The sequence below is a fragment of the Pseudaquabacterium pictum genome (assembly GCF_005403045.1).
Lineage (GTDB): Bacteria > Pseudomonadota > Gammaproteobacteria > Burkholderiales > Burkholderiaceae_C > Pseudaquabacterium > Pseudaquabacterium pictum.
In genome coordinates this window covers 260,591-284,260 of record NZ_BJCL01000002.1, presented here as the reverse complement: position 1 = coordinate 284,260, position 23,670 = coordinate 260,591, and the positions used below count along the sequence as shown (strand labels likewise).

Below are 23,670 nucleotides of genomic sequence, written 5' to 3'. Positions count from 1 at the left end.
AGGCGGCAGGCGCCGTGCTGGTGTGTTGTTCATGCGGCCTCGATCCGTTCGACGGCCATGTCCACCGCAAAGCCGATGAAGTCATCCCCGGCGAACCGGGCCCGTGCTGCGCGCAGGGCGTCGCCATGCTCAGGGCTGCCCACCTCGGCCAGCACCTCCACCGCGGCGGCCACCACGTTCACCTCGGGGTCCCGGGCCAGCACCTGCAGCAGCCAGGGCAGCACCTGCGGATGGCGCAGTTCACCCAGCAGGTTGACGGTGAAGATGCGCACGTCCACATCGGCGTCGCGCAGCAGGCCGGCGATGCGCGGCCCGGCGGCCTGCGGCATGCCGGCCAGGGCCTCGATGGCGCCGTTGCGCAGCTGGGCGTCCTCGCTGCGCAGCAGCGGCAGCAGGGCACCGGCCGCGGCCTCGCTGGCCTGGCTGGTCAGGCTGGTGAGCATGGACTCGCGCACCGACGCGTCGGTCTCCGTCAGCAGCTGCTCGCCCAGCGCGCTGGCGGCCTGCGGGTGGGCGGCCAGATCCCGTGCGGCCCAGCGGCGCTGCTCCACATCCCCGCTGCGCAGCTGACCCAGCAGGCCGGCCAGGTCGCGCGGGTGTTCGCGTTCCACCACTTCGCGCAGAGCGTCGTGGCTGTTGGTCTTTCGCAGTCCCATGGCGTGTGTCCTTGTTCAGGTCTTCTTGTGGATCCAGTGGCACAGCTGGCGTGTCACGTCGGTGCAGGGCAGCACCAGGCTGGCGCCGCCGAGCTCGATCAGCTCCTGCGGCATGCCGAAGACCACCGCCGTGTCCTTCGATTCGGCGATGGTGCGGCCGCCCCTGGCCTTGAGCTGGGCCATGGCGCGGGCACCGTCGTTGCCCATGCCGGTGAGCAGCACGCCCACGATGCGCTCGGGCGGCAGCAGCTTCATGGCGCTGTCGACGAGCACGTCCACGCTGGGGTGCCAGGGGTGACCGGGCGTCTCGGGCCGTGGCTGCACCGCGATGCGGCCCAGCCGTTCCACCACCACCATGTCGGTGCCGCCCTTGCCGATGTAGGCATGGCCCGGCTCCAGCGGCAGCGTGGTGTTGCACTCGCGCACCGCGATGCGGCTGAGCTTGTCCATGCGCTTGGCGAAGGTGTCGGTGAAGTTGCTGGGCATGTGCTGGGCCACCAGCACCGGCCACGGAAAATCTGCCGGCAGCGTGGGCAGGATGTCTTCCAGCGTGCGCGGCCCGCCGGTGGACACGCCGATGATCACCAGGCCATCCAGCTTGGCCAGGGCCGCGCTCGCGCGCGGTGCCGTGCTGGCCGGTGCGGCCGCCGGCGCCGGCGCGGCAGCCGGTGGCCTGGGCGCGCCGCGGCCCAGGGCCATGCGCGCCGGCGCCTCGGCCGCCCGGGTGGTGGCGCTGGACGCCGGCCGCATGCGGGCCCGCGACGCGGCCTTCACCTTCTGGATCAGCTGGTCGGCGATGTCCTCCACCGACAGCGAGATGGTGCCGCCGGGCTTGGCGATGAAGTCCACCGCGCCCAGGGCCAGCGCCTCGAAGGTGGCCTGCGCCCCCTTCTCGGTCAGCGACGACACCATCACCACCGGCGTGGGCCTTGCCTGCATCATCAGCGAGAGGGCGGTCAGGCCGTCCATCTCGGGCATGTTGATGTCCAGCGTCACCACGTCGGGCTGCCATTCGGTGAGCTGCTGCACGCCCTCCACGCCGTTGCGGGCCGAGGCCACCTGGAAGCCGGCGTCGGTCAGCAAGCCGGACAACAGGCGGCGCATCAGCGCCGAATCGTCCACCACCAGCACCTTGGTCACCGTGCGTCTCCTGCCATGCGGTGCGTGGGCGTCAGGCCGCCTGGGCCCAGGGCGCTGCGGCGCCGTCGTCGGGCTGCAGGCCGTCGATGCCGGCCATGGCCTTGGACTCGCGCGCACCCAGCAGCTGGCTGGGTTCGATCAGCATCACCAGACGCTTGTCGCCGTCGAGCTTGGCCACCTGGGTGATCAGGCCGGCCTGCTCGTCGCCCAGCTCGGGCGCCCGCTCGATCTGGCTGCGACCGATGCGCAGCACCTCGGCCACCGAATCGACGATGAAGCCGGTGCGCAGCCCGTTGAGCATGTAGACCATGATGCGCTGGCGGTCGTTGCGGGCGATGGACGCCATGCCGAAGCGGGTGCGCTGGTCGATCACCGGCAGCACCGTGCCACGCAGGTTGATCACGCCTTCGACGAAGCGCGGCGTCTTGGGCACGCGGGTCAGCACCTCGGGCACGCGCACGATCTCCTGCACGCTCATGATGGGCACGCCGAACTCCTCGGCGCCGAGGCGGAAGATCACCACCTGGGCGTCGTCGTCGGTGGCGGTGGCGGTGCTGGCAGCGCGCGACATGTCGGTCTCCTCGTGGTCGGTGGAAGCGTCGCCAGGCGTGGCGGCGCTGTCGGTGGCGTTCAGGGCCTCGCGGATGGCCGGCACGCCCAGCAGCTTGTCGGCGGCGATGATCGACACCAGGCGCTTGCCGCCGTCCAGGCGGCAGATCGACTCGAACTCGCCGAGCTGGCTGTCACGCGAGAGCACGCCGGGCATGGCATCGGCCTGGCTGCGCGGCACGCTCAGCACTTCCTTGACGGTGTCGGTCACCAGGCCCACCTGGGCGCCGCCGGGCAGGGCCACCACCACGATGCGGTGCTGCTCGTCGCTGTCCACCGCGGCAAGGCCGAACAGGCTGCGCAGGCTCACCAGCGGCAGCAGGCGCTGGCGCAACGAGATCAGGCCCAGCACATGGTGCGGCGTGTTGGGCACGGCGGTGACGGCCTCCGGCACCTGCACGATCTCCTGCACATTGGCGATGTCGATGGCGTATTCCTGCCCCTGCACGGTGAAGCTCACCAGGCGCAGTTCATCGGCGCTGGCCACGCGGCTGGCTTCGTCGTGGCTGCCACCCTCGCCGGCCAGCTGCGACACCGCGCCCACGCCCTTGACCTGGCTGAACTGGTCGGCCACCAGGCGCTCGAAGTCCAGCACCAGCATCAGCTGGCGCTGGCCGTCGGCGCCGGCGCGGTTGATCACGCCGGTCAGGTAGTCGGCCTGCACGATGGTCTGGATGGCGGTGGCCGGCTCGATCTCGCCAGGTTCCACGCTGACCACGCTGGCCACGCGGTCCACCACGAAGCCCAGCGGCTGGCCCAGGTTGATCACCAGGGCGCGGGTGGCGTCGTCATGGGCGCGCTCGTCGGTGTTGAACAGCCGGCGCAGGTTGACGATGGGCAGCACCCGGCCGCGCAGGTTGGACAGCCCGTCCAGCGCGGCTGGCGCCAGCGGCAGGCGGGCCACGTCCGGCACGCGGATGATCTCCTGCACCGGTGCCATCGGCACGGCGAACATCTCGCCGGCCACGTTGAAGGTGACGAACTGGCGGTCCGTCACCGCCGCGCCGGTCTCGGCCGCGGCGTCTTGGTCAGGCGCACCCATGGCACACCTCCTTCTGAAGATGGGAAGGTCGGGGCGGGGCGGCTCAGTTGCTCTGCAGCTCGTCGGCCAGCGACGAGATCTCCTCGATCGCGGCGCTCAGCTCCTCGGCGCCCTGGCTCTGCTGCTTGGCAGCGCTGGCGGCCTGTTCGGCGGCCTTCTCGGCTTCCTGCGCGGCCGAGGACACCTGGTCCACGGCGATCTTCACCTGGCTCAGCGCGGTGACGATCTCCTGCGAGGCGCTCACCGCCTCGGCATTGCCCTTCTCCACCGACACCACGTCGGCTTCCATCGACTCCAGGTTCACCGTGATGGACTTGGTCTTCTCCACCTCGGTCAGGCTGGCGGCCATGATCTCGGCCAGGTCGCGGCCCACGGTGCCGATCTGGTCCTGGATGCTCTTGACCAGGTCCTTGATGCGGTCGGCGTTCTCGGCCGAATCGTGCGCCAGGTTGCGGATGTCGGTGGCCACGACCACGAAGCCCTTGCCGTACTCGCCGGCGCGCGCAGCCTCGATGCTGCCGTTGACGGCCAGCATGTTGGTCTGGATGCTGACCTGGGTGATGGCGTCGACGATCTTGTCGATCTTGCGGCTCACCAGCTCCAGGTCCTTGATCTGCTGCATGCTGGTGCGGGTGCTGTCCACGCCGCTGGCGATGCTGGCCACCAGGCCGTTGATGTGGGTCTTGTTCTCGCCCAGCAGCTTGCGGATGGCGGAGGCCCGCTCGCGTGCCTGGCCGGCACGCTCCTCGGCCAGCTGCGCGCCCTTCTCGATCTGGGTGATGGCGGCAGCCGATTCGGTGGTGGCGGCGGCCTGGGTCTGGGCGCCCTGGCGCACCTGGTCCAGCGCCACCAGGATCTGCGCGGCCGAGCGGTTGATCTCCTGCACCGCGCTGCTCAGCTCCTCGGCGGCCGAGGCCACCTCCTCGGCGCTCTTGGCGATGTCGGTGCTGTTCTTCAGGTCGTCGGCGATCTCCGACAGGTTGCTGGCGGTCTGCTCGCACTCGCTCAGCGCGGCGCTCTGCTCTTCCACCGTCTTGGCGGTTTCCTCGCAGGCGCTGCTCTGCTCGGCGGCGGCCGAGGCGATCTGCTCGGCGCCCTTCAGCGCCTGGGCCGAGGCCACGTTGCTCTGGGCGGCGGCCGAGGCGATCTCGGTGGCGCCGGCCACGATGTCGGCGGCGTCGGCCCGGATCTGCTCGAGCTGCTGCACGATCAGCGCGCTCTTCTCCACTTCGGCCTCGATCACCTCGGCCGAGGTGTTGATGCCGCCGGCGATGACCTTCACCTCGCCCTGGATCTGGCCGACCAGGTCCTGGATCTGCTTGGCGCTCTTCTCGCTGGTCTCGGCCAGGGTGCGCACCTCGTCGGCCACCACCGCGAAGCCCTTGCCATGCTGGCCGGCGCGGGCGGCCTCGATCGCGGCGTTCAGCGCCAGCAGGTTGGTCTGGTCGGCGATGCGGGCGACGGCCTTGACGATGTCGCCGATGTTGGCGGCCTGGCGCTCCAGCTCGCCCACCATCTTGACCGATTCACCCTGGCGCTTGGCCGCCACGTTCAGCGCGCCCACTGTGGCCTGCACTTCGGTGTTGATGCGGCCGACCAGGGTCTGCATGCCCTCGGCCTTGCCCTGGGCATTGTTGGCGGAGGCGAGCTGGCGGGTGATGGCGCCGCTGACCTGGGTGATGGCGGCCAGCGATTCCTGCGCCGCGCCCGAGGCTTCCTCGGCGCCGCTGGCGATCTGGTCGGCGGCGCGCTTGAGTTCCTCGCTGGCCGAGGCAGCCTCGTTGATGCCGGCCGACAGCTGGCTGGACGCGCTGGCTACCCGCTCGGCGGCCTGCTGCTGCTTGGCCAGCGTGCGGGCCCGCTTGCGGTTGGCCTCGGCATCGCGGGCCATGGTCTTGGTCAGGCCCTTGGCCATGACGGGGGCAGGGGCGGCATCGGCAGCCGGGCTGCGGTTCTTCATCACCAGGGACATCGCGTTTTCCTCTTGGGGTGGCGGCTTGTGCATGCCGCATCGATCCGGTGCGTCCGGAAGGCCGTCTCTCGGGGATGGATCGGGGTGGCCAGCGCTGACCGGCTGGAGTCCGGCCGGTGGGTGGGTGGTGGGGTCAACGAGAGCACGGTCATTGGAGGGCTCGACCTCCGGTCTCAATCGATCAAAGTGACGCGAAGCCGGCCGGCAATTCCGGTCGTTCCGCAGTGGTTGCGGGAACTGTTGTCGGGAGTTATGGACAGCGTGCGACAGGATCTCTCGCGACGTTGACCGCCGCTGCCCAGTCGCGTTGCGGACGCCCCCGTGGGGCCGCAAGATGTCGCCTCACATGCACCGCGCAACCTGCGCGGCACGCTCACCCGGATGACCGACAAGGCACCCCATGGACCGCTGCGCGATCACCCCCCATGCCCAAGGCCTTCCGCCGGGCACGCCGCTGCCGCTGCGCACCGCCATGCCGGCGCCGCTGCCCCAGCCGCGGGGGCGCGTGCTGTACGTGGACGACGAGGAGCTGAACCGGCTGCTGATGCTGGCGCTGCTGGAGCTGCGGCCTGGCCTGGCGCTGGATCTGGCGGTCGACGGCGCCAGCGGCCTGGCCGCTGCGCGCGCCGCGCCGCCCGACCTCCTGCTGCTGGACATGCGGCTGCCCGACATGAGCGGCCTGCAGCTGCTGCAGGCGCTGCGGGCCGACCCGCAGCTGGCGGGCGTGCCCTGCGTGGCGGTGTCGGCCAATGCCATGCCCGACGACATCGCCGAGGCATTGCGCGGCGGCTTCGACGCCTACATCACCAAGCCGATCGCCAGCGCCCGGCTGTTCGGCGAGATCGATCGCTTCCTGGCGCCGGCGCCAGCCTGACCGCTCAGGGCGCGTCCAGCGCCGGCAGCAATGCCTGCCAGCGCCCCAGGCTGCCGGCCAGCCGGGCCTGCCGCCGGGTTGCGGCGCCTGCACCTCGGTGTAGAGCACCTGGCCGGCCAGCGGCGCCAGCCAGTCCAGCGCGCCGGCAGCGTCGCCATCGGCCAGGGCCAGCTCGGCCAGGCGCTGGCGGGCGGCGGCGCGGTCGGGCGGGATGCGCAGCGCCGCCACACCGCCCACGGCCGCCAGGTGGGCGCGGGCGTCGTCGCGCCGGCCCTGCTGCAGCGCATGGCCGGCCAGTTCCAGCGCCACCTTGGCGCCGAAGTAGCCCAGGCCGTCCAGCCGGCGGCCGGCCATCGCCTCCAGCAGGCGCTGCACGCCGGCCTGGTCGCCCAACGCGCTGCGCAGGCCCAGGGTCATCAGCAGGCAGTCGGCCAGGTTGAGGGTCTCGTCCAGCGCGATGGCGCGGTCCAGCGCCTCGTCGGCCAGATCGAGCGCGGTGCCCAGTTCGCCCAGCTGGGCATGGGCCTGCACCAGGATGCCCAGGCAGAACACCGGCATGGCCGGCATGGTGAAGTGCGGTGCCAGCGCCTGCGCCTCGCGGATCACCCGGATCGCCCGCGCCGGACCGCCGTGGTTGATGCGGTTGTTGGCCAGGTTGTTGGCCACCACCCGCTGCAGGTCGACCATGCGCAGCGTCGCGGCCTGGGCGAAGGCGTCCTCCAGCGCGGCCCAGGCGACTGAGCACCTGGCTCTGCACCCGCAGGGCCTGGGCGCGGTCCACCGTGCCCAGCGCCGGGTGGGCCAGGCAGGCCTGGATGCGGGCCAGCGCGTCGTCGTTGCGCTGGCTGTGCGCCAGGATCTCGGCCGCATGCACCTCGGCGTCCAGCGCCAGGGCCTCGGCGCCGGCGCCGGCGCCGGTACGGGCCGCATCGCGGGCGGCGTCCAGCGCTTGCACCGCGGCCAGCAGGTCGGGCTGGTCGCCCCGGTGGCCCAGGATCTGCCAGCGCTGGCCCAGGATGCGCACCCGCTGCGCCAGCGTGGGCTGGTCGTCCAGCGCCGCCTGCCAGTGGGCCTGGGCGTCGGCGTCGGCATACAGCGCCAGCGCCGCTTCGGCCGCGGCCAGGCGGTGGGCCACGGCGCGGGCCGGCTCGCCGCCGGCTTCCCAGTGGCGTGCGATGTCGGCGCTGTCCTGGCCGGCCGCCTCCAGCACCCGGCGTACCGCCTCGGGCTGGCGCTGCACCCGGGCGATCACAGCGTTGCGCACGCTGTCGGGCACCGGCAGTTCGGCATCGTCCTGCGTGGCATCGTCGAACGGCGTCTGCCAGGCGCCATCCGGCCCCAGGCGCAGCAGGCCCGGGCCGCGCCACTGGCGCAGCGTCTCGCCCAGGAAGAACGGGTTGCCGCCGGTGGCGCGTTCCAGCCGCTGGGCGAAGCGGCGCGGGTCGCCGGCGCCCGACAGCCGATTGACCAGTGCAGAGACGCCGTCGCCATCCAGCGGCGCCAGGCGCAGCACGCAGGCGCCGGCGGCCTGCTGCAGCGCCTGCTGCCGGGCTGCGGCCTCGGCCGACGGCCATTCGGGCCGCTGCACCCAGATCTCACCGACCGGCCAGGCTGTGCCGCCGGCCTGCGCGGCGGGCGGCGCGGCCACCGCCGTGCTGGCCACGCCCAGGCCGGCGCGGATGCGTGCGGCCAGTTGCTCGGTCTCGGCGCCGGGTGCCAGGCCCAACTCGCGCACCAGGGCGTCGCGGCAGCGCACGTGCTGGGTCAGTGCGGCGCTGCGGTCGCCCGCGGCGGCGTGCAGGCGCATGGCCTGCGGTGCAATTGTTCCTGCAGCGGGTCGTCGGCCAGCAGCTGCTGCACCGTGTCCAGCGCCCGCGGCAGGTTGCCGGCCGCTTCGGCCGCTGCGGCCTCGGCCGCCAGCAGCTGGCGCCGGCGGCCGGCCAGGCGCTGGCGTTGATGGGCCAGCCAGTCGTCGAAGGCCTCGGTGGCGCCAGTCTGCAGGCCATCGGCCAGCGGGCCCCGCCACAGGGCCAGCGCCTCGGCGGCCCGGCCGCCATCGGCCAGCGCGGCAAACGCCAGCGCGTCGCACTGCACGGCCGGCGAAAGAGCCAGCACCTCGCCCTGGCTGCGCAGCGCATCGCCGGCGCCGGCATCGCGCAGGCGGGCCAGCTCACGGCGCAGGTTGCGGCGGCTGGCGCTGTCGTCGGCCAGCGGCCACAGCCAGCTGGCCAGGCGTGCCCGGTGGCCAGGGCCGCCCAGCGCCAGCAGCAGCAGCAGGGCCTGCGCCTTGTGCATGGGCAACGGCAGGAGCTGGTCGTCCTGCAGCAGGCTGACCGGCCCCAGCAGGCGGAGCGACAACATGCGGCGATGATGCCAGCGCGGCGCGCCGGCGATCCGGCCGCGGGCCCCGGTGCTGCCGTCAGGCTGGCACGGAGGGCAGGCCCGACAGCGCCATCGCCAGCTCTTCCTCGCTGTAGCTCTGGTCGCTGAGCTTGCCGGCGAAGTAGTTGCTGTAGGCCGCCATGTCGAAGTGGCCGTGGCCGCAGAGGTTGAACAGGATGGTCTCGCTGCGGCCCTCGGCCTTGCAGCGCAGTGCCTCGACGATGGCGCCCTTGACCGCGTGGTTGGCCTCGGGCGCCGGCACGATGCCCTCGCTGCGGGCGAACAGCACGCCGGCCTCGAAGCAGGCCACCTGGTGGTAGGCGGTGGCTTCCAGCAGGCCCAGCTCTTTCAGGTGGCTGACCATCGGCGCCATGCCGTGGTAGCGCAGCCCGCCGGCATGGAAGCCCGGCGGCGTGAAGGTGGAGCCCAGCGTGTGCATCTTGGTCAGCGGCGTCATGTGGCCGGTGTCGCCGAAGTCGTACGCGTACTTGCCGCGGGTCAGGCTGGGGCAGGCGGCCGGCTCCACCGCCACGATGCGGCGCTTCTTGCCGCCGCGCAGCTGCTGGCCGATGAACGGGAAGGCGATGCCGGCGAAGTTGCTGCCGCCGCCGGTGCAGCCGACGATCACGTCGGGGTCGTCGCCGGCCATCTCCAGCTGCAGCATGGCCTCCTGGCCGATGATGGTCTGGTGCAGCAGCACATGGTTCAGCACCGAGCCCAGCGCGTACTTGGTGTCGTCGTTCTGGGCGGCGATCTCCACCGCCTCGCTGATCGCGATGCCCAGGCTGCCGGGGTGGTCGGCCCGCTGGGCCAGCACGGCGCGGCCATACGCCGTCTCGTTGCTGGGGCTGGCGACGCAGCGGGCACCGTAGGTCTCCATCAGCGCGCGGCGGTAGGGTTTCTGGTCGTAGCTGACGCGCACCTGGAACACCGTCACATCCAGCCCGAACAGGCTGCCGGCGAAGCTGAGCGACGAGCCCCACTGGCCGGCGCCGGTTTCGGTGGTGAGCTTCTTCACGCCGGCCTGGGCATTGAACCAGGCCTGCGGCACGGCGGTGTTGGGCTTGTGGCTGCCGGCGGGCGAGACGCCCTCGTACTTGTAGTAGATCTTGGCCGGCGTGCCCAGCGCCTTCTCCAGCCGGTGGGCGCGGAACAGCGGCGCCGGCCGCCACAGCTTGAACACCTCGCGCACCGGCTCGGGGATCTCGATCTCGCGCTCGGTCGACACCTCCTGCAGGATCAGCTCCATCGGGAACAGCGGCGCCAGATCGGCCGGGCCGATGGGCTGCAAGGTGCCGGGATGCAGCACCGCCGGCGGCGGGCTGGGCAGGTCGGCGGCGATGTTGTACCAGTGCTTGGGCATGCGGCTGGCGTCGAGCAGGTACTGGGTGGTGGCCATCGGGAGCAATCCTCGTCGTGTGGGGTGGAGCTGGGCTGCATGCTAGGCAGGGCCGGACGGCGCGCCCAGCCGGACTTGCCCGCAGGGCCGGAAGCCCCGTTCAGGTGCAGACAGGGTGGCTGAGCGTGACGGTGTTGACACGCGCAGCCGTCCGGCGCGGTCAAGCCTGGCCGTCGGCTGGCCGATACAGCAGCACAGGTGGCCCGCCGTCGCGGGCCCGCGCGTCGGTGCCAGTCGCCAACCCGTCTTCCATCGATCTTGCAGTGGGGAGTGCGTCAACGTGAGTGATCTGTCTGATGGCCCGGATGCTCTCGACGAGCTGGATGCGCTGGTGCGGCGCCTGGGCGCCACCCTGGCCGAACTGGGCTGGGATGTGGCCCTGCACCAGCTGGCCGACGAGTTGCCGGACGCCCGCGACCGCCTGGCCTACGTCGGCCGGATGACCGAGGACGCCGCCATGAAGGTGCTGAACATGGTGGACGCCACGCAGCCGGTCTGCCAGGCGGCCGCCACCGAGGCGCTGGCCCTGGCCGACCGTCTGGAGGGCGTCGGCACCCATGCCGAGCTGGGCGTGGGCGAGGCCCGCGCCGCACTGGCCGAGGCCACCGCTGCGCTGCGCCACCAGGCCAGCCTGCAGAAGGCGCACAACGCCGTGCTCACCGACATCATGATGGCGCAGGACTTCCAGGACCTGTCGGGCCAGGTGATCAAGAAGGTGGTCAACATCATCGGCCATGCCGAGCAGCAACTGCAGCAGATGCTGGCGCAGAGCGAAGGCAAGGTGGCGGTGGTGGCCCAGCGCGAGAAGTCGCAGCTGGCCGGCCCGCAGGTGCCTGACAAGGCCGTGGCGCAGGAAGACGTGGACGACTTGCTGGCTTCGCTGGGCTTCTGAGCCCGCGGCGGCCGTCAGACCTGCGGCAGCCAGCGCCGCAGCGCGTTGGCCAGCGACAGGATGTCGATCGGCTTGGTGACGAAGTCGTTCATGCCGGCGGCCATGCAGTCCAGCCGGCTCTGGTCGCTGCTGTTGGCGGTGACGGCGATCACCGGCAGCGTGCCCAGCCCGGGCAGCGTGCGCAGGTGGCGGGTGGCGGCAAAGCCATCCAGCCGCGGCATCTGCACATCCATCAGCACCAGGTCATAGCGGGCGGCGCTTGCCATGTCCACCGCCTCGTGGCCGTCCTTGGCGGTGTGCACCTGCAGGCCCAGGGCCTCCAGCAGGGCGCTGCCCACCTCCCGGTTGATCGGGTTGTCGTCGGCCAGCAGCGCCAGCCAGGGCTGGCCGTCGGGCCGCTGCAGGTGCGGCAGGCTGGCGGCATGCAACGCGGCGGACCGGCGCTCGGGTGGGGCGGGCGAGGACATGGGCGGTGGGGTGGGCCTGCCCGGGATTCTGTCTGCCGCCGGCACACCGCCTGCGGCCACCGGCGCGCCGTTGCAGGGATTGCCAGACCGGCGCGCCTGCGCTATGCGGCGGCGTGCCCATTGACAATGCTCAAGTCCGCAGCAGCTCCAGCGCGCGGTCCATGCCGCCGGATTCGATCGAGATCATTGCCTGCTCGCGCACCGCCGGCTTGCCGTGGTAGGCGATCGACAGGCCGGCGGCGGCCATCATCGGCAGGTCGTTGGCGCCGTCGCCCACGGCGATGGCCTGGGTGGTGTCGATGCCCATCAGCTCGCACACCTCGAGCACCACCCGGCGCTTCTCGGCGCCGTCGCAGATGTCGCCCCAGGGGCGGTCGAACAGCGTGCCGGTGAGCCGGCCGTTGAAGGTGCCCAGGCTGTTGGCCCGGGCGAAATCCAGCCCCAGGCGGTGGCGGATGCGCTCGCTGAAGAAGGTGAAGCCGCCGGAGACCAGCAGCGTCTTCAGACCGGCGCGCTGGCAGGCCTGCACGAAGGTCTCGACCCCGGGGTTGAGCCGCAGGCGCTGGTCGTAGACCTGCTGCAGCGCGGTCTCGGGCACGCCGGCCAGCAGCGCCACGCGGCGGCGCAGGCTGTCCTTGAAGTCGGTGATCTCGCCGCGCATGGCCGCCTCGGTGATGGCGGCCACCTCGTCCTTGCGGCCGGCCACCGCGGCGATCTCGTCCACGCACTCGATGTTGATCAGCGTGGAATCCATGTCGAAGGCCACCAGCTTGTAGGCCGACAGCGGCAGCGGTGGCGTGAAACCGCGGATGAACAGGCCGGGGGCGAACTCGTGGGCAGACATGGCGCGGCGGATCTTACCCGCCGCCCCCGGCAGAATCGGCGTTCGACAACCACGATGGAGACCAACCCATGTCCGAACCCCTGGTCCTGGTCAGCGACCAAGGCGCCGTGCGCACCTTCACCCTCAACCGGCCGCAGGCGCTGAACAGCTTCACCGCCGCGCTGCACCGCGAACTGCTGGCCGGGCTGGATGCTGCCGCCGCCGACGCCACCGTGCGCTGCGTGGTGCTGACCGGCGCCGGCCGCGGCTTCTGCGCCGGCCAGGACCTGAACGACGAGGGCATGGGCCAGGACGGCACGCCCGCGGACGTGGAAGGCGTGGTCGAGCGCCACTACAAGCCGCTGGCCCTGCGAATCCGCAGCATGCCGGTGCCGGTGATCGCCATGGTCAATGGCGTGGCTGCCGGCGCCGGCGCCAACATCGCCCTGGGCTGCGACATGGTGATCGCCGCCCGCTCGGCCAGCTTCATCCAGGCCTTCAGCAAGATCGGCCTGGTGCCCGATGGCGGCGGCACCTGGCTGCTGCCGCGCCTGGTGGGCCGCGCCCGCGCCCTGGGCCTGGCGATGACTGGCGACAAGCTCCCCGCGGCCGAGGCCGCGGCCATGGGCATGATCTGGCAGTGCGTGGACGATGCCGCGCTGCTGGAGACCACGATGGCGCTGGCCCAGCGGCTGGCCGGCCTGTCGTCGAAGGCGCTGGCGGCCACCCGCCAGGTCATCGACGACGCTGGCGGCATGGACTTCGACGCCGCGCTGAGCCTGGAGGCCCGGGTGCAGGGCGCCATGAGCCGTGGCCATGACTTTGCCGAAGGCGTGGCCGCCTTCCTGCAGAAGCGGCCGGCGATCTTCAAGGATCGCTGAGCAACGGCCCGCTCAGGGCATCGTGCAGCGGATGGTGCCCGACGGCGCCCGCACGCCGGCGGCGGTGAGCAGGCCGGGGGCGGCTTGGTCCGCGCCCAGCACGCCGGCCTTCAAGGCGGCAGCCTGCAGCGCCTGGGCCTGCTCGGCCATGCTGCGCATGGCTTCCAGCTCGGCCCGGCAGGGCGCGCTGGCGGTGAACTGTGTCGGGCCGGCGAAGCCGGTGGCCCAGTACCAGGTGGGATCGAGGCAGGCCAGCCTCCAGCCATGGGCCGGGTTGGCCGGCTCCGCCGGCTTCAGCGCCACCTGCACCACCACCTGGCCGTCTGCACGGCGGCTGAAGCGGGCCGGATCGGGGTCGGCCAGCTCCAGCGCCGCACCGGCCGGCTCGCCATCGGCGCCCAGTGCCTGCAGCTTCAGCATCCAGCCGCTCTGGCGGAACATGCCGGCCACCAGGTCGGCGAACTGCCGCACCGGCTTGTCGCCGGCCAGCTGACCCCGGTCATCGAACTGCAGCCGCGGCACCAGCGCGGCCGACGACTGCGCATCCAGCGTGAGCTGCAGCGCAATCGCCTGCAGCCCGGCCGGGCCGGCCTGCACCTGCGCCTGGCAGTCGATGCGGCCATGCGGATGGGCCGCTGCCGGGCCGGCCAGGCACAGCAGCCCGGCCAGGGCCGGCAGCTGCCGCCACATCAGCGGATCGCGATCGGGTTGATGATGGCCTGCACGCCACCAGTGATGCGCGAGGCGCCCAGCGTGAACATGAACTCCCAGGCCTTGTCCTTCACCAGCTCGGAGGTGTCCATGTTCTCCAGGATGTAGACACCGTTGCGCGCCAGCAGGATCTGGTGCACCTCGAACACGCCCACGCCCTTCTCGAACGGAATCACCTCCAGGCCCCAGGTGTCGGCGCCCACGGCCACCACGCCCTTGCTGATCAGGTACTCGGCGCCTTCCTTGCCCAGGCCGGGTTCGCCGGCCAGGAAGCGCTTCTTGTCCTTGTAGGCCAGGTCCTGCCACCCGGTGTGGAACAGCACCACATCACCGGTGCCGATGCTGATGCCCTGGCGCTGGGCCTGCTCGTCGATCTCCTTCCGGTTGAAGGCCGTGCCCTCGGGCACCGGGTTCTTGCCGGTGTAGGCCACCATGTCGAGCACCACGCCGCGGGTGGCGATGGCCGGCACCTGCTCGATGCCCAGCTTCTTCAGGCCGTCGGGCTGGGCGAATTCAGCCTGCTTGTTGCAGTTGTAGTAGACGCCATCGACGCCGATGTGGCCCAGGCCGTCGAGCTGCGAGCCCACGGCGGTGTAGCCCATGTAGATGTCGTCGTTGTAGGTGGTCTTGGTGGGGCCCAGGCTGCCGCCGCCGGCCTGGCCGGGCTGCTGGATCAGCACCGACCAGGTGCGGGTGGCGAAGGCCGGCGTCTGGGCATTGGTCTCGACGCCCAGGCGGTAGGTCTTGCCGGTCTTGATCAGCTTGGCCGCGTTCTGGGTCATCGCGGGCGTCAGCAGGTTCAGGGCGCCCACCTGGTCGTTCGGGCCCCACTTGCTCTTGCACCAGTCGGCCTGGGCCAGGGCCGGCGTGGCGGCCAGGCTGGCGGCGGCCAGGGTTGCGGCGCCGAGCAGGCTGCGCAGGACGGGACGGGATGAGGATGCCATGGTTGTCTCCTGAGACTTGCGAGGTGCCGGCGGTCTTGTGCTGGGTGCTGCCAGGTCCCCTCTCGGTTGGTTTGGCGCCGGCGGGCAACACCCGCGGCCATCATCCGTGGTCCGCTCCGGATCGGCGTTGGGGATTGCGAGGGTCCGCCTTGTCGCCGATGTGTCAATCGGTGACGGCCGCCCGGGCGCGCTCGGCGTCCGCCACGAGGAGATCGACCAGATCACGCGCAAACGCCGGCAAGGCCTGCAGACTGCGCATGCAGATCTGCATCTCGCGCAGCGACCAGTCATCGCTGAGCGCGACGGTGTCGATGGCCATGGTCTGGGCATGCCGGCGCGCGGCCGAGCCCGGCAGGATGCTGACGCCCACGCCCGCCTCGACCATGCGGCAGGCGGCTTCGAAGTTGCCCACCTCGATGCGGGTGGGCAGCACCCGGTGCAGCTTGTCGCCCGCCTGGCGCAGGAAGGCATGGATGGCGCTGGCCTCGTGCAGGCCGACATGGTCCAGGTCCAGCGTGTCGGCAAAGGCCACCGCGCCGGCGCCGGCCAGCGACAAGGGGTGGCCGCGGGGCACCACCAGCAGCAGCGTGTCCTGGCGGTAGGGCAGGGTCTCCAGGTTCTCGGTGCGCACCGCGCCGGCGACGATGCCGATGTCGGTCTGCCCCTCGCTGACGGCGCGCACGATGTCGTGGCTGAGCCGCTCGCGCAGGTCGATGTTCACGTCGGGGTGGCTCGCCAGGTAATCGCGCAGCACCGGCGGCAGGAACTCGCCCAGCGCCGTGGTGTTGGCAAACACCCGCAGGTGGCCCTTGATGCCCTTGGCATAGCTCTGCAAATCACCGCGCAGGTGCTCGATCTGGCCCAGCACCAGCCGCGCGTGGTGCACGAAGGCCTGGCCCGGCGGCGTCAGCGTCACGCCCTGGCTGGTGCGGTAGAGCAGCTTGGCGCCGATGCTCTCCTCCAGGTTCTTCACCCGGGTGCTGGCCGCGGGCAGGCTCATGTGCGAGGCCTCGGCGCCGCGGGTCAGGCCGTTGGTCTCGGCGATGCGCACCATCAGGCGCAGGTCGACCAGATCGAAGTGCATGGCCATGGGGGTTCGCTCGTGGTCAGAAGATGTCGGGTTCCGGCACCGGGGCGCCGAAGCCGGTTTCCAGGTAGTCGAAGTCGCAGCCGGCGTCGGCCTGCAGGATGTGCTGCGCAGCCATCCAGCCGTAGCCGCGTTCATAGCGCGGTGGTGGCGGCACCCAGGCGGCACGGCGGGCGGCCAATTCGGCATCGCTGACCTCCAGGTGGATGCGCCGGGCCGGCACGTCCACGGTGATCCGGTCGCCGGTGCGGACCAGGGCCAGCGGGCCGCCGATGAAGGCCTCGGGCGCGCAGTGCAGGATGCAGGCGCCGTAGCTGGTGCCGCTCATGCGCGCATCGCTCAGGCGCAGCATGTCGCGCACCCCCTGCTTCACCAGCTTGGTGGGGATGGGCAGCATGCCCCATTCCGGCATGCCGGGGCCGCCCTTGGGGCCGGCGTTGCGCAGCACCAGGATGTGGTCGGCGGTCACGTCCAGGTCGGGGTCGTCCACCGCCGCCTTCAGCGCCGGGTAGTCGTCGAAGACCAGCGCCGGCCCGGTGTGCTGCAGGTACTGCGGCGCGCAGGCGCTGGGCTTGATGACCGCGCCGCCAGGCGCGATGTTGCCGCGCAGCACCGCCAGCGCGCCCTCGGCATACAGCGGCCGGTCCAGCGGGCGGATCACGTCGTCGTTGACCACGCGGGCGCCGGCGATGTTGTCGCCCAGGCTGCGGCCGGTGACGGTGGCGGCTGACAGATCGAGGTGCGGCGCCAGCCGCTGCAGCAGGGCCGGCAGGCCGCCGGCTTCGTAGAAATCCTGCATCAGGTACTGGCTGCCGCTGGGGCGGATGTTGGCGAGTACCGGCACCCGGCGGCTGGCGGCATCGAAGTCGTCCAGGCCGATGGCGCAGTGCGCCCCGGCGCGGCGCGACAGTGCCACCAGATGGATGATGGCATTGGTGCTGCAGCCCAGCGCCATGGCCGCGGCGATGGCGTTGTGGAAGCTGGCGCGGCTGAGCAGCTTGTCCGGTGTCAGGCCCTCCCACACCATGTCGACGATGCGCCGGCCGCAGGCGGCGGCCATGCGCGGATGGTGGGCATCCACCGCCGGGATGCTGCTGGCGCCGGGCAGGGCCAGGCCCAGGGTCTCGGCCAGGGCCATCATCGTGGCGGCGGTGCCCATGGTCATGCAGGTGCCGGGGCTGCGGGCGATGCCGCCCTCGATGGCCAGCCACTGCGCATCGGTCAGCTGGCCGGCGCGGCGCTCGTCCCAGAACTTCCAGGCATCCGAGCCCGAGCCCAGGGTCTGGCCGGCCACATGGCCGCGCAGCATCGGCCCGGCCGGCAGGTAGATGCAGGGCAGGCCCATCGAGATGGCGCCCATCAGCAGGCCTGGCGTGGTCTTGTCGCAGCCGCCCATCAGCACCGCGCCGTCCACCGGGTGGCTGCGCAGCAGCTCCTCGGTCTCCATCGCCAGCAGGTTGCGGTAGAGCATGGTGGTGGGCTTGACGAACACCTCGGCCAGCGACAGCGCCGGCAGCTCCAGCGGAAAGCCGCCGGCCTGCAGCACGCCGCGCTTCACATCCTCCACCCGCTGCTTGAAGTGGCCGTGGCAGGGGTTGATGTCGCTCCAGGTGTTGACGATGGCGATCACCGGCTTGCCGGCCCAGTCTTCCGGGCCGTAGCCCATCTGCATGGCGCGTGACCGGTGGCTGGAACTGCGCAGGTCGTCGGGCGCGAACCAGCGCGCGCTGCGCAGCTGGGCGGGTGTCAGGCGGGGCGGCATGGCGTCGGGATTGCGGTCGGTCATGCCCGCAGTACACCACCGTGCGGCAGGCGCATCAGCCGCCCGGGTGACTGGCCTCGGCCAGCACCTGCACCAGCAACGGGCCCAGCTGGTCCAGCGTGTGCTCCTTCTGCAGCAGCTGGCGCACGCCGGCCTGCCGGGCCTCGGCGCGCAGGCCGTCGGTGATGTAGCCCGAGGTGATGACCACCGGCAGCGCCGGCCGGCTGTCCGCCAGCGTGCGCGCCAGCTCCAGGCCCGACAGGCCGGGCATGTTGAAGTCGGTCACCACCACGTCCACCGCGTCGCCCGCCTGCTGCGCCCGCGCCAGCGCGGCGCGCGGGTCGTCCAGGCAGCTGACACGCCAGCCCTGGCGCAGCAGCAGGGTCTCGACCATCAGGCCCATCACCGGGTCGTCGTCCACGTACAGCACATGCCGGCCCTGGCCCAGCAGCCGCAGCGGCGTGCTGGCGCTGCTGTCCGGCGCGGCCAGCGCCTGCTGCGCCTGCGGGAAGTACAGGTGGAAGGTGCTGCCGCGGCCGGGCGTGCTGTCGACGGTGATGGCGCCGCCATGGCTGGTGACGATGCCGTGCACCACCGCCAGGCCCAGGCCGGTGCCCTGGCCCACCGGCTTGGTGGTGTAGAAGGGTTCGAAAATGCGCTGGCGGGTGGCCTCGTCCATGCCGGTGCCGTCGTCCTGCACCCAGACATGGACATGCGGCCCGGGGTGCAGGCCGCCCAGCCGCTCGGCCAGCCCGGCATCCAGCACGGTGCTGTCCAGCCCCACGGCGATGCGGCCGCTGTCGCCGGGCAGGGCGTGCCAGGCGTTGGTGCACAGGTTCAGCAGCACCTGCTGCAGCTGGGTGGCGTCGGCAGCCACCGGCAGCGGTTCGGTGGCGCCCTGCAGCACCAGCTGAACCCGCGCCGGCAGCGTGGCGCGCAGCAGCTTGACCGTCTCCTCCAGCAGCGGGCGCAACGGCTGCACCACCAGGGCCTGCGGCTGCTGGCGGCTGAAGGTGACGATCTGCTGCACCAGGCTGCGGGCGCGGGCGCCGGCCTGGGCGATCTGCTGCAGCCGCGGCTGCGACGGGTGGCTGCTGCCCAGGTCCTGCTGCACCAGGGCCACGTTGCCCAGGATGGCGGCCAGGATGTTGTTGAAGTCGTGCGCGATGCCGCCGGCCAGCGTGCCGATGGCCTCCATCTTCTGCGACTGGCGCAGCTGGTCTTCCAGCAGGGTGCGGCGGGCTTCGTCCTGGTGGCGCTGGCTGACATCGGTCACCATGGCCAGCATGCCGGCGCCCTGGCCGGCTTCGTCGACGATGCGGCTGGCCGACACCTGCGCCCACAGCTGGCTGCCATCGGGCCGGCGGAAGCGGATGTCGTGCTGCGCCACCGCCGCGCCGGCGCCTGCGCCGTGCAGGGCCACGCCGCCGTCGGCATCCATGAAGTCGGCCCAGGGCCGGCCGGTCAGGTCCCCGGCCGCGCAGCCCAGCAGTCGCAGCAGGGCCGGGTTGGCGAAGGTGGTGAGGCCCTGCGCGTCGACCATCCAGATGCCCTCGCTGGCGGTCTCGACGATGCGGCGGTACTGGCGCTCGCTGTCCTGCAGCTGGCGGGTCATCTCCCGCGCGGCGGCCTGGGCACGGTCGCGGCCGGTCAGCAGCAGCCAGGCCAGCAGGGTCAGCGCCGCGCCCATGGCGGTGCCGGCCACCGCGATCACCTGGGCCGGGTCCTGTCCCGGCTGGTGCTCGAAGGCCGGCGTGCTGCGGGCCCACAGCGTCCAGGTGTGGCCGGGCACGCCGATGTACTCCTGCGCGTCGAAGCGCGGTGTGCGCCCCGGCGCGTCGGCCACGCTGGCCGGGAAGATGCGGCTGCCGGCGTCGATGCTGGCGCCGTCGTGGATGCGCAGGTCCAGGCCCGGCGTGCCCTGGCCGTAGAGGCTGGCCACCAAGTCGTCCAGCCGGAAGGCGGCGAACACCCAGCCGCGCAGGTGCTGGCGGCGGTCGGCCGCCGTCAGCAGCGGCTGGCCCGGGGTGTAGAGCGCCATGAACAGCAGCACGCCCGGCTCGCTGCCGTCGGCCGGGTTGTCGGGCCGTACCAGCGGCGTCATCACCGCGCCGCCGGCATCACGGGCCTGCAGCATGGCTGCACGCAGCTGCGGCCGGGCCAGCAGGTCGCTGCCGGGCGCGGTGATGCGGGCGCCGCCCGCAGGCGCCAGCAGGGCCACCGGCGCGCGTGGTGCATCGGCCGGGTCCTGCAGCGGCGCATGGCCGATGCCGCGCAGGCCGGCGAAATCGGCCCCGGCCTGCAGCAGGTCGACATAGCGGTCGAAGTCCTGCGGGCTGACCTCGGACGAGGCATCGAACAGCCCGCGCACGCCACGCAGCATCTGCTCGTAGCTGGCCATGCGCTGCTCCACCTGGGTGGCGGCCTGGCGCAGGCCGAAGTCGAAGTTGCGGCGCAGGTCGCGCTGCTGCAGTTCGCGCTCGTGGCTGGTCAGCCAGGCCGTGGTCAGCAGGGCCAGCAGGCCCACCAGGGCCGGCCAGAACCAGGTCGTCCAGCGTTTCAAGGCAGATGGCGGCCGCGCTGCACCGGAGTTCAGAACTGGGTGAGCTGGCGCGCCAGCTCGGGCTTGAAGTACTTCTCGAAGATGCGGGTGACGGTGCCATCGGCCCGCATCGCATCGACCAGCGCCCGCCAGGCCTGCTGCTGCGCAGGCGGCAGCGCCTTGCGCGACATGATCAGCCCGTGCGGCACCGGCGGGTCGTCGAACTCCAGCACCATGGTCTGTTCGCGGATGCGGGCATTCTCCAGCGCCGGGTAGTCGAAGGGCTCGATGATCATCGCCTGCAGCCGGTTCTCCAGCAGCACCTGGTACAGCGCGGCCAGCGTGGTGGCATGGCTGACGCGGCCCTGGCTGTCCAGCCGGTCGACCAGGCGGTTGGCCGTGGGGTTGTAGCGGAAGCTGCGGATCACGCCCAGCTTCAGCGCCGGGTTGCGGTCGAAGTCGGCCAGCGTCTGCACGCCGGCATCCTTGCGCACCAGCAGGTAGTACTTGTTCGAGAAGTACCAGGCGAAGCTGGCGAAGTTGTCGCGCGCGTCGTTGCGGATGCCCGACAGGCTGAAGTCGAGCACGCCGGACTCGATCAGCTGCCAGATGCGCGCCCGCGGCATCAACGTGACATTGATCTTGCAGCCGCTGCGGCGGGTCAGCGCCTCGGCCATGTCGCGGTCGATGCCTTCGCCGGTCTGGCTGTCGTAGAGCAGGCCGTGGTCATGCAGGGCCAGGGTGTAGGGGCGGCTGCAGTCGGGGCCGTCGGCGGCCTGGGCCGCCGTCGCCAGCAGGCCGAGCAGCGACAGCACCACGCCCAGTCCGCGTGAGAGACGTTTCAACATCCGGGTCCCGGTCACAGGCGCCCACGGCGCCACGGACCGGAATCTACACGCTCCTGCGGCCGGTCAGGCCGGCGGCGCGGGCGGATGGAACGGCTTGCCGATCTTGAAGATGCCGCTGACCCGCAGCGCCGGCACGCCATCGGCCGTGATCAGGCCCTGCACGAAGGCCAGGTTGCGGGTGGTGCGCAGCACCTGCGCCTCGCCCTGCACCCAGGCGCCCAGCGGGCTGGGCGCCAGGTAGTCGATCTGCAGGCTCACCGTGGGCAGGAACTGGTTGCGCAGCTCGGGCGCCTGCCGGTGCGCCAGCATCGGCAGCATCATGTCGGCGAAGGTGGCCAGCATGCCGCCGTGGCAGTTGCCCATCGGGTTGGTGTGGCGCTGCTCCACCCGGAAGCCCAGGTGGCGCACTTTGCTGCCATCGGGCTGGACCACGCTGCGGATGTACAGCGGGCCGTTGCCGGCGATGAAGTCGCCGCCCACCGGCAGCGGCTTGAAGCCCTCGGGCACGGGCATGGGCAGGGTGACGTCGTTCATGCGCGGCTCCGGCCGGTCTCGGCATCCACGTCGGCCAGGAAGTCGGCCGCCTGCTGGCCGTCGCTGCCGCTGACCCAGCGCGGATAGTGCACGCGGAAGTCGGCCAGGATGGCGTCCAGCGGCAGGTCGTCGAAGCTGCCGCGCTGGTGGATGTATTCCATGTGGCGGTTGCCGGCCAGGTCGAACGGGTGGTAGATCGAATCGGCGCGGCCGTCGAAGTCCAGCGGTTTCAGGCCGAACTTCTGGCACAGGCTCAGGTTGAAGGCCGGCGTGGCCTTGCGCCAGGCGCCGGCGATCCAGAGGTCGGTGTAGCCGTGCCAGTAGAAGACTTCGGTCTCCATGTTGCGGCGCATGCGCTCGGTGCTGAGGTGGTTGCGCACGTCGGCAAAGCCCAGCCGCGCCGGGATGCCGGCGGCCCGGCACACCGCCGCCAGCAGCACCGCCTTGGGCACGCACCAGCCGTAGCCCTGGGCCAGCACGGTGCTGGCGCGCATGCCCAGCGGCGACAGGTCGGCCTTGTACGGGTCGTAGCGGAAGCCGTCGCGCACCGCCAGGGCCAGGGCCACGGCGCGCTCGCGGTCGTCGGCGCCCACGGCATGCTGGCGGGCGAAGGCCTGCACCGCCGGATGGTCGCTGTCGATGGCAGCGGTGGGTGCCAGCGTGGCGGGCGCTGGTGTCGTCATGGCGTCGTCCATCCACGGCAGTTTCACGGTAGCGTCGGCAGCCTGCTGTCACACCGGCGCCAAGGGGGCGCAGCACCATGATCGACCTGTATTCCTGGCCCACGCCCAACGGCTGGAAGATCAGCATCGCGTTGGAGGAACTGGGCCTGCCCTACACCCTCAAGCCGGTGAACATCGGCCGCGGCGAGCAGTTCACGCCCGACTTCCTGGCCATCAGCCCGAACAACCGCATTCCGGCACTGGTCGACCACGACCCACCCGGCGGTGGCGCCCCGTTTGCCAGCTTCGAGACTGGCGCCATGCTGGTCTACCTGGCCGAGAAAACCGGCCGCCTGCTGCCCACCGACTGGCGCGGCCGCCACACCGTGCTGCCCTGGCTGATGTGGCAGATGGGCGGCCTGGGGCCGATGCTGGGCCAGCACGGCCACTTCCGGCTCTATGCGCCGGAAAAGATCCCCTACGCCATCGACCGCTACGAGCGCGAGACCCGCCGGCTCTACGGCGTGCTCGACGGCCAGCTCGGCCGCACCGGGGCCTATGTGGCCGGTGACGACTACGGCATCGCCGACATCGCCATCTTCCCCTGGACCATGACCCACAAGGCCCAGGGGCTGACGCTGGATGACTGGCCCCACATCCAGCGCTGGTATGCCACGGTGCGCGCCCGCGAGGCCGTGCAGCGTGGCCTGGCCGTGGGCAAGGACCTGCGCAAGGCCGCCGGCATGGACGCTGAAACCCGAAAGAACCTGTTCGGCACGCCGCCGGCGGCCACCCAGCCCGGAGAATGACCCGATGATCGAATGCTTCTTCGACTGCAGCAGCCCCTGGACCTGGCTGGGCTTCCGCAACCTGCGCCAGCTGGCGGCCGAGCTGGACGTGCCGGTGCAGTGGAAGCCGGTGCTGGTGGGCGGCATCTTCAATGCGGTCAACCCCAGCGTCTACGAAAGCCGCGAGCGTGGCGTGCCCGCCAAGCAGGCCTACCTGAAGAAGGACCTGCAGGACTGGGCCCGCCACGAGGGTGTGGACATCCGCTTTCCGCCCAGCATCTTCCCGGTCAACAGCGTCAAGGCCATGCGGGCCTGCTGCTGGCTGCTGACCAGGCCGGACGGGACAGCGCCGATGGAAGCCTTTGCCGAGGCGGTGTTCCAGGCCTACTGGACACACGACCGCGACATCAGCCAGGACAGCGTGCTCGCCGGTATCGCCACCACCTTGGGGCTGGATGCCGCGGTGCTGCTGGCGGCGATCGCCACGCCCGAGGTCAAGGCCCTGCTGAAGGCCAACACCGACGAGGTCATCGCCCGCGGCGGCTTCGGCTCGCCGACGTTCTTCGTCGGTGGCGACGACATGTACTTCGGCAATGACCGCCTGCCCCTGCTGCGTGCGGCGGTGCTGCGGCGGCGCACGGTCGCCTGAAGCCCA

General features: G+C 71.6%; 20 protein-coding genes and 1 pseudogene. 5 read left to right on the top strand and 16 right to left on the bottom strand.

The genetic code is table 11. The annotated features are described in order from the left end of the window. Nucleotides 1–29 precede the first annotated feature (29 nt). Genes FFT10_RS05360 through FFT10_RS05345 form a run of 4 tightly spaced genes read right to left on the bottom strand, consistent with a single transcriptional unit; the run spans nucleotide 30 to nucleotide 5,419 of the window. Complete coding sequence (locus FFT10_RS05360) at nucleotides 30–656, bottom strand: HEAT repeat domain-containing protein (protein ID WP_228026964.1); 627 nt, start codon at nucleotides 654–656, stop codon at nucleotides 30–32. Between the two features lie 15 nt (nucleotides 657–671). Then, nucleotides 672–1,796, bottom strand: coding sequence for a protein-glutamate methylesterase/protein-glutamine glutaminase (locus FFT10_RS05355; protein ID WP_137731748.1), 1,125 nt, complete (start codon nucleotides 1,794–1,796; stop codon nucleotides 672–674). Nucleotides 1,797–1,827: 31 nt separating this feature from the next. Then, nucleotides 1,828–3,447 carry a chemotaxis protein CheW gene (locus tag FFT10_RS05350; protein ID WP_137731747.1) on the bottom strand — a complete coding sequence of 540 codons (1,620 nt, stop codon included), beginning with the start codon at nucleotides 3,445–3,447 and terminating at the stop codon, nucleotides 1,828–1,830. A gap of 43 nt (nucleotides 3,448–3,490) precedes the next feature. Continuing rightward, on the bottom strand, nucleotides 3,491–5,419 hold the full coding sequence (locus FFT10_RS05345; RefSeq protein WP_137731746.1) for a methyl-accepting chemotaxis protein: 1,929 nt from the start codon (nucleotides 5,417–5,419) through the stop codon (nucleotides 3,491–3,493). A 400-nt stretch (nucleotides 5,420–5,819) separates the two neighbouring features. Between FFT10_RS05345 and FFT10_RS05340 the strand changes: the two genes are divergently transcribed. Continuing rightward, nucleotides 5,820–6,293: a response regulator gene (locus FFT10_RS05340; RefSeq protein ID WP_137731745.1), complete on the top strand. Its 474-nt coding sequence runs from the start codon at nucleotides 5,820–5,822 to the stop codon at nucleotides 6,291–6,293. Between the two features lie 4 nt (nucleotides 6,294–6,297). Here the strand turns inward: FFT10_RS05340 and FFT10_RS05335 are convergent. Together FFT10_RS05335 and FFT10_RS05325 are read right to left on the bottom strand one after the other, a co-directional pair. Then, nucleotides 6,298–8,588, bottom strand: a pseudogene (locus FFT10_RS05335) (AfsR/SARP family transcriptional regulator). 124 nt (nucleotides 8,589–8,712) lie between these two features. Further along, nucleotides 8,713–10,074, bottom strand: coding sequence for a TrpB-like pyridoxal phosphate-dependent enzyme (locus FFT10_RS05325; RefSeq protein ID WP_137731742.1), 1,362 nt, complete (start codon nucleotides 10,072–10,074; stop codon nucleotides 8,713–8,715). A gap of 280 nt (nucleotides 10,075–10,354) precedes the next feature. Between FFT10_RS05325 and FFT10_RS05320 the strand changes: the two genes are divergently transcribed. Then, on the top strand, nucleotides 10,355–10,966 hold the full coding sequence (locus FFT10_RS05320) for a protein phosphatase CheZ (protein WP_162520697.1): 612 nt from the start codon (nucleotides 10,355–10,357) through the stop codon (nucleotides 10,964–10,966). Nucleotides 10,967–10,980: 14 nt separating this feature from the next. On the opposite strand, the gene FFT10_RS05315 is transcribed toward FFT10_RS05320, so the two are convergent. Both FFT10_RS05315 and serB read right to left on the bottom strand, forming a co-directional pair. Next, on the bottom strand, nucleotides 10,981–11,433 hold the full coding sequence (locus FFT10_RS05315; RefSeq protein WP_137731740.1) for a response regulator: 453 nt from the start codon (nucleotides 11,431–11,433) through the stop codon (nucleotides 10,981–10,983). 130 nt (nucleotides 11,434–11,563) lie between these two features. Next, entirely contained in the window at nucleotides 11,564–12,277 is a 714-nt protein-coding gene (gene serB, locus FFT10_RS05310; protein ID WP_137731739.1) for a phosphoserine phosphatase SerB, read from the bottom strand. 68 nt (nucleotides 12,278–12,345) lie between these two features. On the opposite strand from serB, the gene FFT10_RS05305 reads away from it, so the two are divergent. Then, nucleotides 12,346–13,137 (top strand): enoyl-CoA hydratase-related protein, encoded by a 792-nt coding sequence (locus tag FFT10_RS05305; RefSeq protein ID WP_137731738.1) that lies wholly within the window; start codon nucleotides 12,346–12,348, stop codon nucleotides 13,135–13,137. 12 nt (nucleotides 13,138–13,149) lie between these two features. Here the strand turns inward: FFT10_RS05305 and FFT10_RS05300 are convergent, their stop codons facing one another. The 8 genes from FFT10_RS05300 to FFT10_RS05265 all read right to left on the bottom strand — a co-directional run bounded on the left by FFT10_RS05300 (nucleotide 13,150) and on the right by FFT10_RS05265 (nucleotide 22,248). Beyond that, a complete protein-coding gene (locus FFT10_RS05300) occupies nucleotides 13,150–13,827 on the bottom strand; it encodes a DUF1007 family protein (RefSeq protein ID WP_137731737.1) in 678 nt (225 codons plus the stop codon). Beyond that, the gene (locus FFT10_RS05295) at nucleotides 13,827–14,792 is read right to left on the bottom strand and encodes a cyclase family protein (RefSeq protein ID WP_137731736.1); all 966 of its coding nucleotides are present in this window, start codon (nucleotides 14,790–14,792) and stop codon (nucleotides 13,827–13,829) included. Before FFT10_RS05295 ends, FFT10_RS05300 begins: the two co-directional genes overlap by 1 nt. A gap of 163 nt (nucleotides 14,793–14,955) precedes the next feature. Beyond that, nucleotides 14,956–15,882, bottom strand: a complete 927-nt coding sequence (locus FFT10_RS05290; RefSeq protein WP_137731735.1) for a LysR substrate-binding domain-containing protein — start codon at nucleotides 15,880–15,882, stop codon at nucleotides 14,956–14,958. Nucleotides 15,883–15,898: 16 nt separating this feature from the next. After that, on the bottom strand, nucleotides 15,899–17,665 hold the full coding sequence (gene araD, locus FFT10_RS05285) for an L-arabinonate dehydratase (RefSeq protein WP_174246078.1): 1,767 nt from the start codon (nucleotides 17,663–17,665) through the stop codon (nucleotides 15,899–15,901). A 31-nt stretch (nucleotides 17,666–17,696) separates the two neighbouring features. Further along, nucleotides 17,697–20,204 (bottom strand): CHASE domain-containing protein, encoded by a 2,508-nt coding sequence (locus tag FFT10_RS05280; RefSeq protein WP_137731734.1) that lies wholly within the window; start codon nucleotides 20,202–20,204, stop codon nucleotides 17,697–17,699. A gap of 29 nt (nucleotides 20,205–20,233) precedes the next feature. Next, nucleotides 20,234–21,031 (bottom strand): substrate-binding periplasmic protein, encoded by a 798-nt coding sequence (locus tag FFT10_RS05275; RefSeq protein ID WP_137731733.1) that lies wholly within the window; start codon nucleotides 21,029–21,031, stop codon nucleotides 20,234–20,236. A 63-nt stretch (nucleotides 21,032–21,094) separates the two neighbouring features. After that, nucleotides 21,095–21,565, bottom strand: coding sequence for a PaaI family thioesterase (locus FFT10_RS05270; RefSeq protein WP_137731732.1), 471 nt, complete (start codon nucleotides 21,563–21,565; stop codon nucleotides 21,095–21,097). After that, nucleotides 21,562–22,248 (bottom strand): transglutaminase-like domain-containing protein, encoded by a 687-nt coding sequence (locus FFT10_RS05265; RefSeq protein ID WP_137731731.1) that lies wholly within the window; start codon nucleotides 22,246–22,248, stop codon nucleotides 21,562–21,564. The genes FFT10_RS05270 and FFT10_RS05265 overlap by 4 nt, the downstream gene beginning before the upstream one ends. 77 nt (nucleotides 22,249–22,325) lie before the next feature. Between FFT10_RS05265 and FFT10_RS05260 the strand changes: the two genes are divergently transcribed. Next, complete coding sequence (locus FFT10_RS05260) at nucleotides 22,326–23,036, top strand: glutathione binding-like protein (RefSeq protein ID WP_137731730.1); 711 nt, start codon at nucleotides 22,326–22,328, stop codon at nucleotides 23,034–23,036. A 4-nt stretch (nucleotides 23,037–23,040) separates the two neighbouring features. Beyond that, on the top strand, nucleotides 23,041–23,664 hold the full coding sequence (locus tag FFT10_RS05255; RefSeq protein WP_137731729.1) for a 2-hydroxychromene-2-carboxylate isomerase: 624 nt from the start codon (nucleotides 23,041–23,043) through the stop codon (nucleotides 23,662–23,664). The last annotated feature ends 6 nt before the right edge of the window (nucleotides 23,665–23,670 follow it).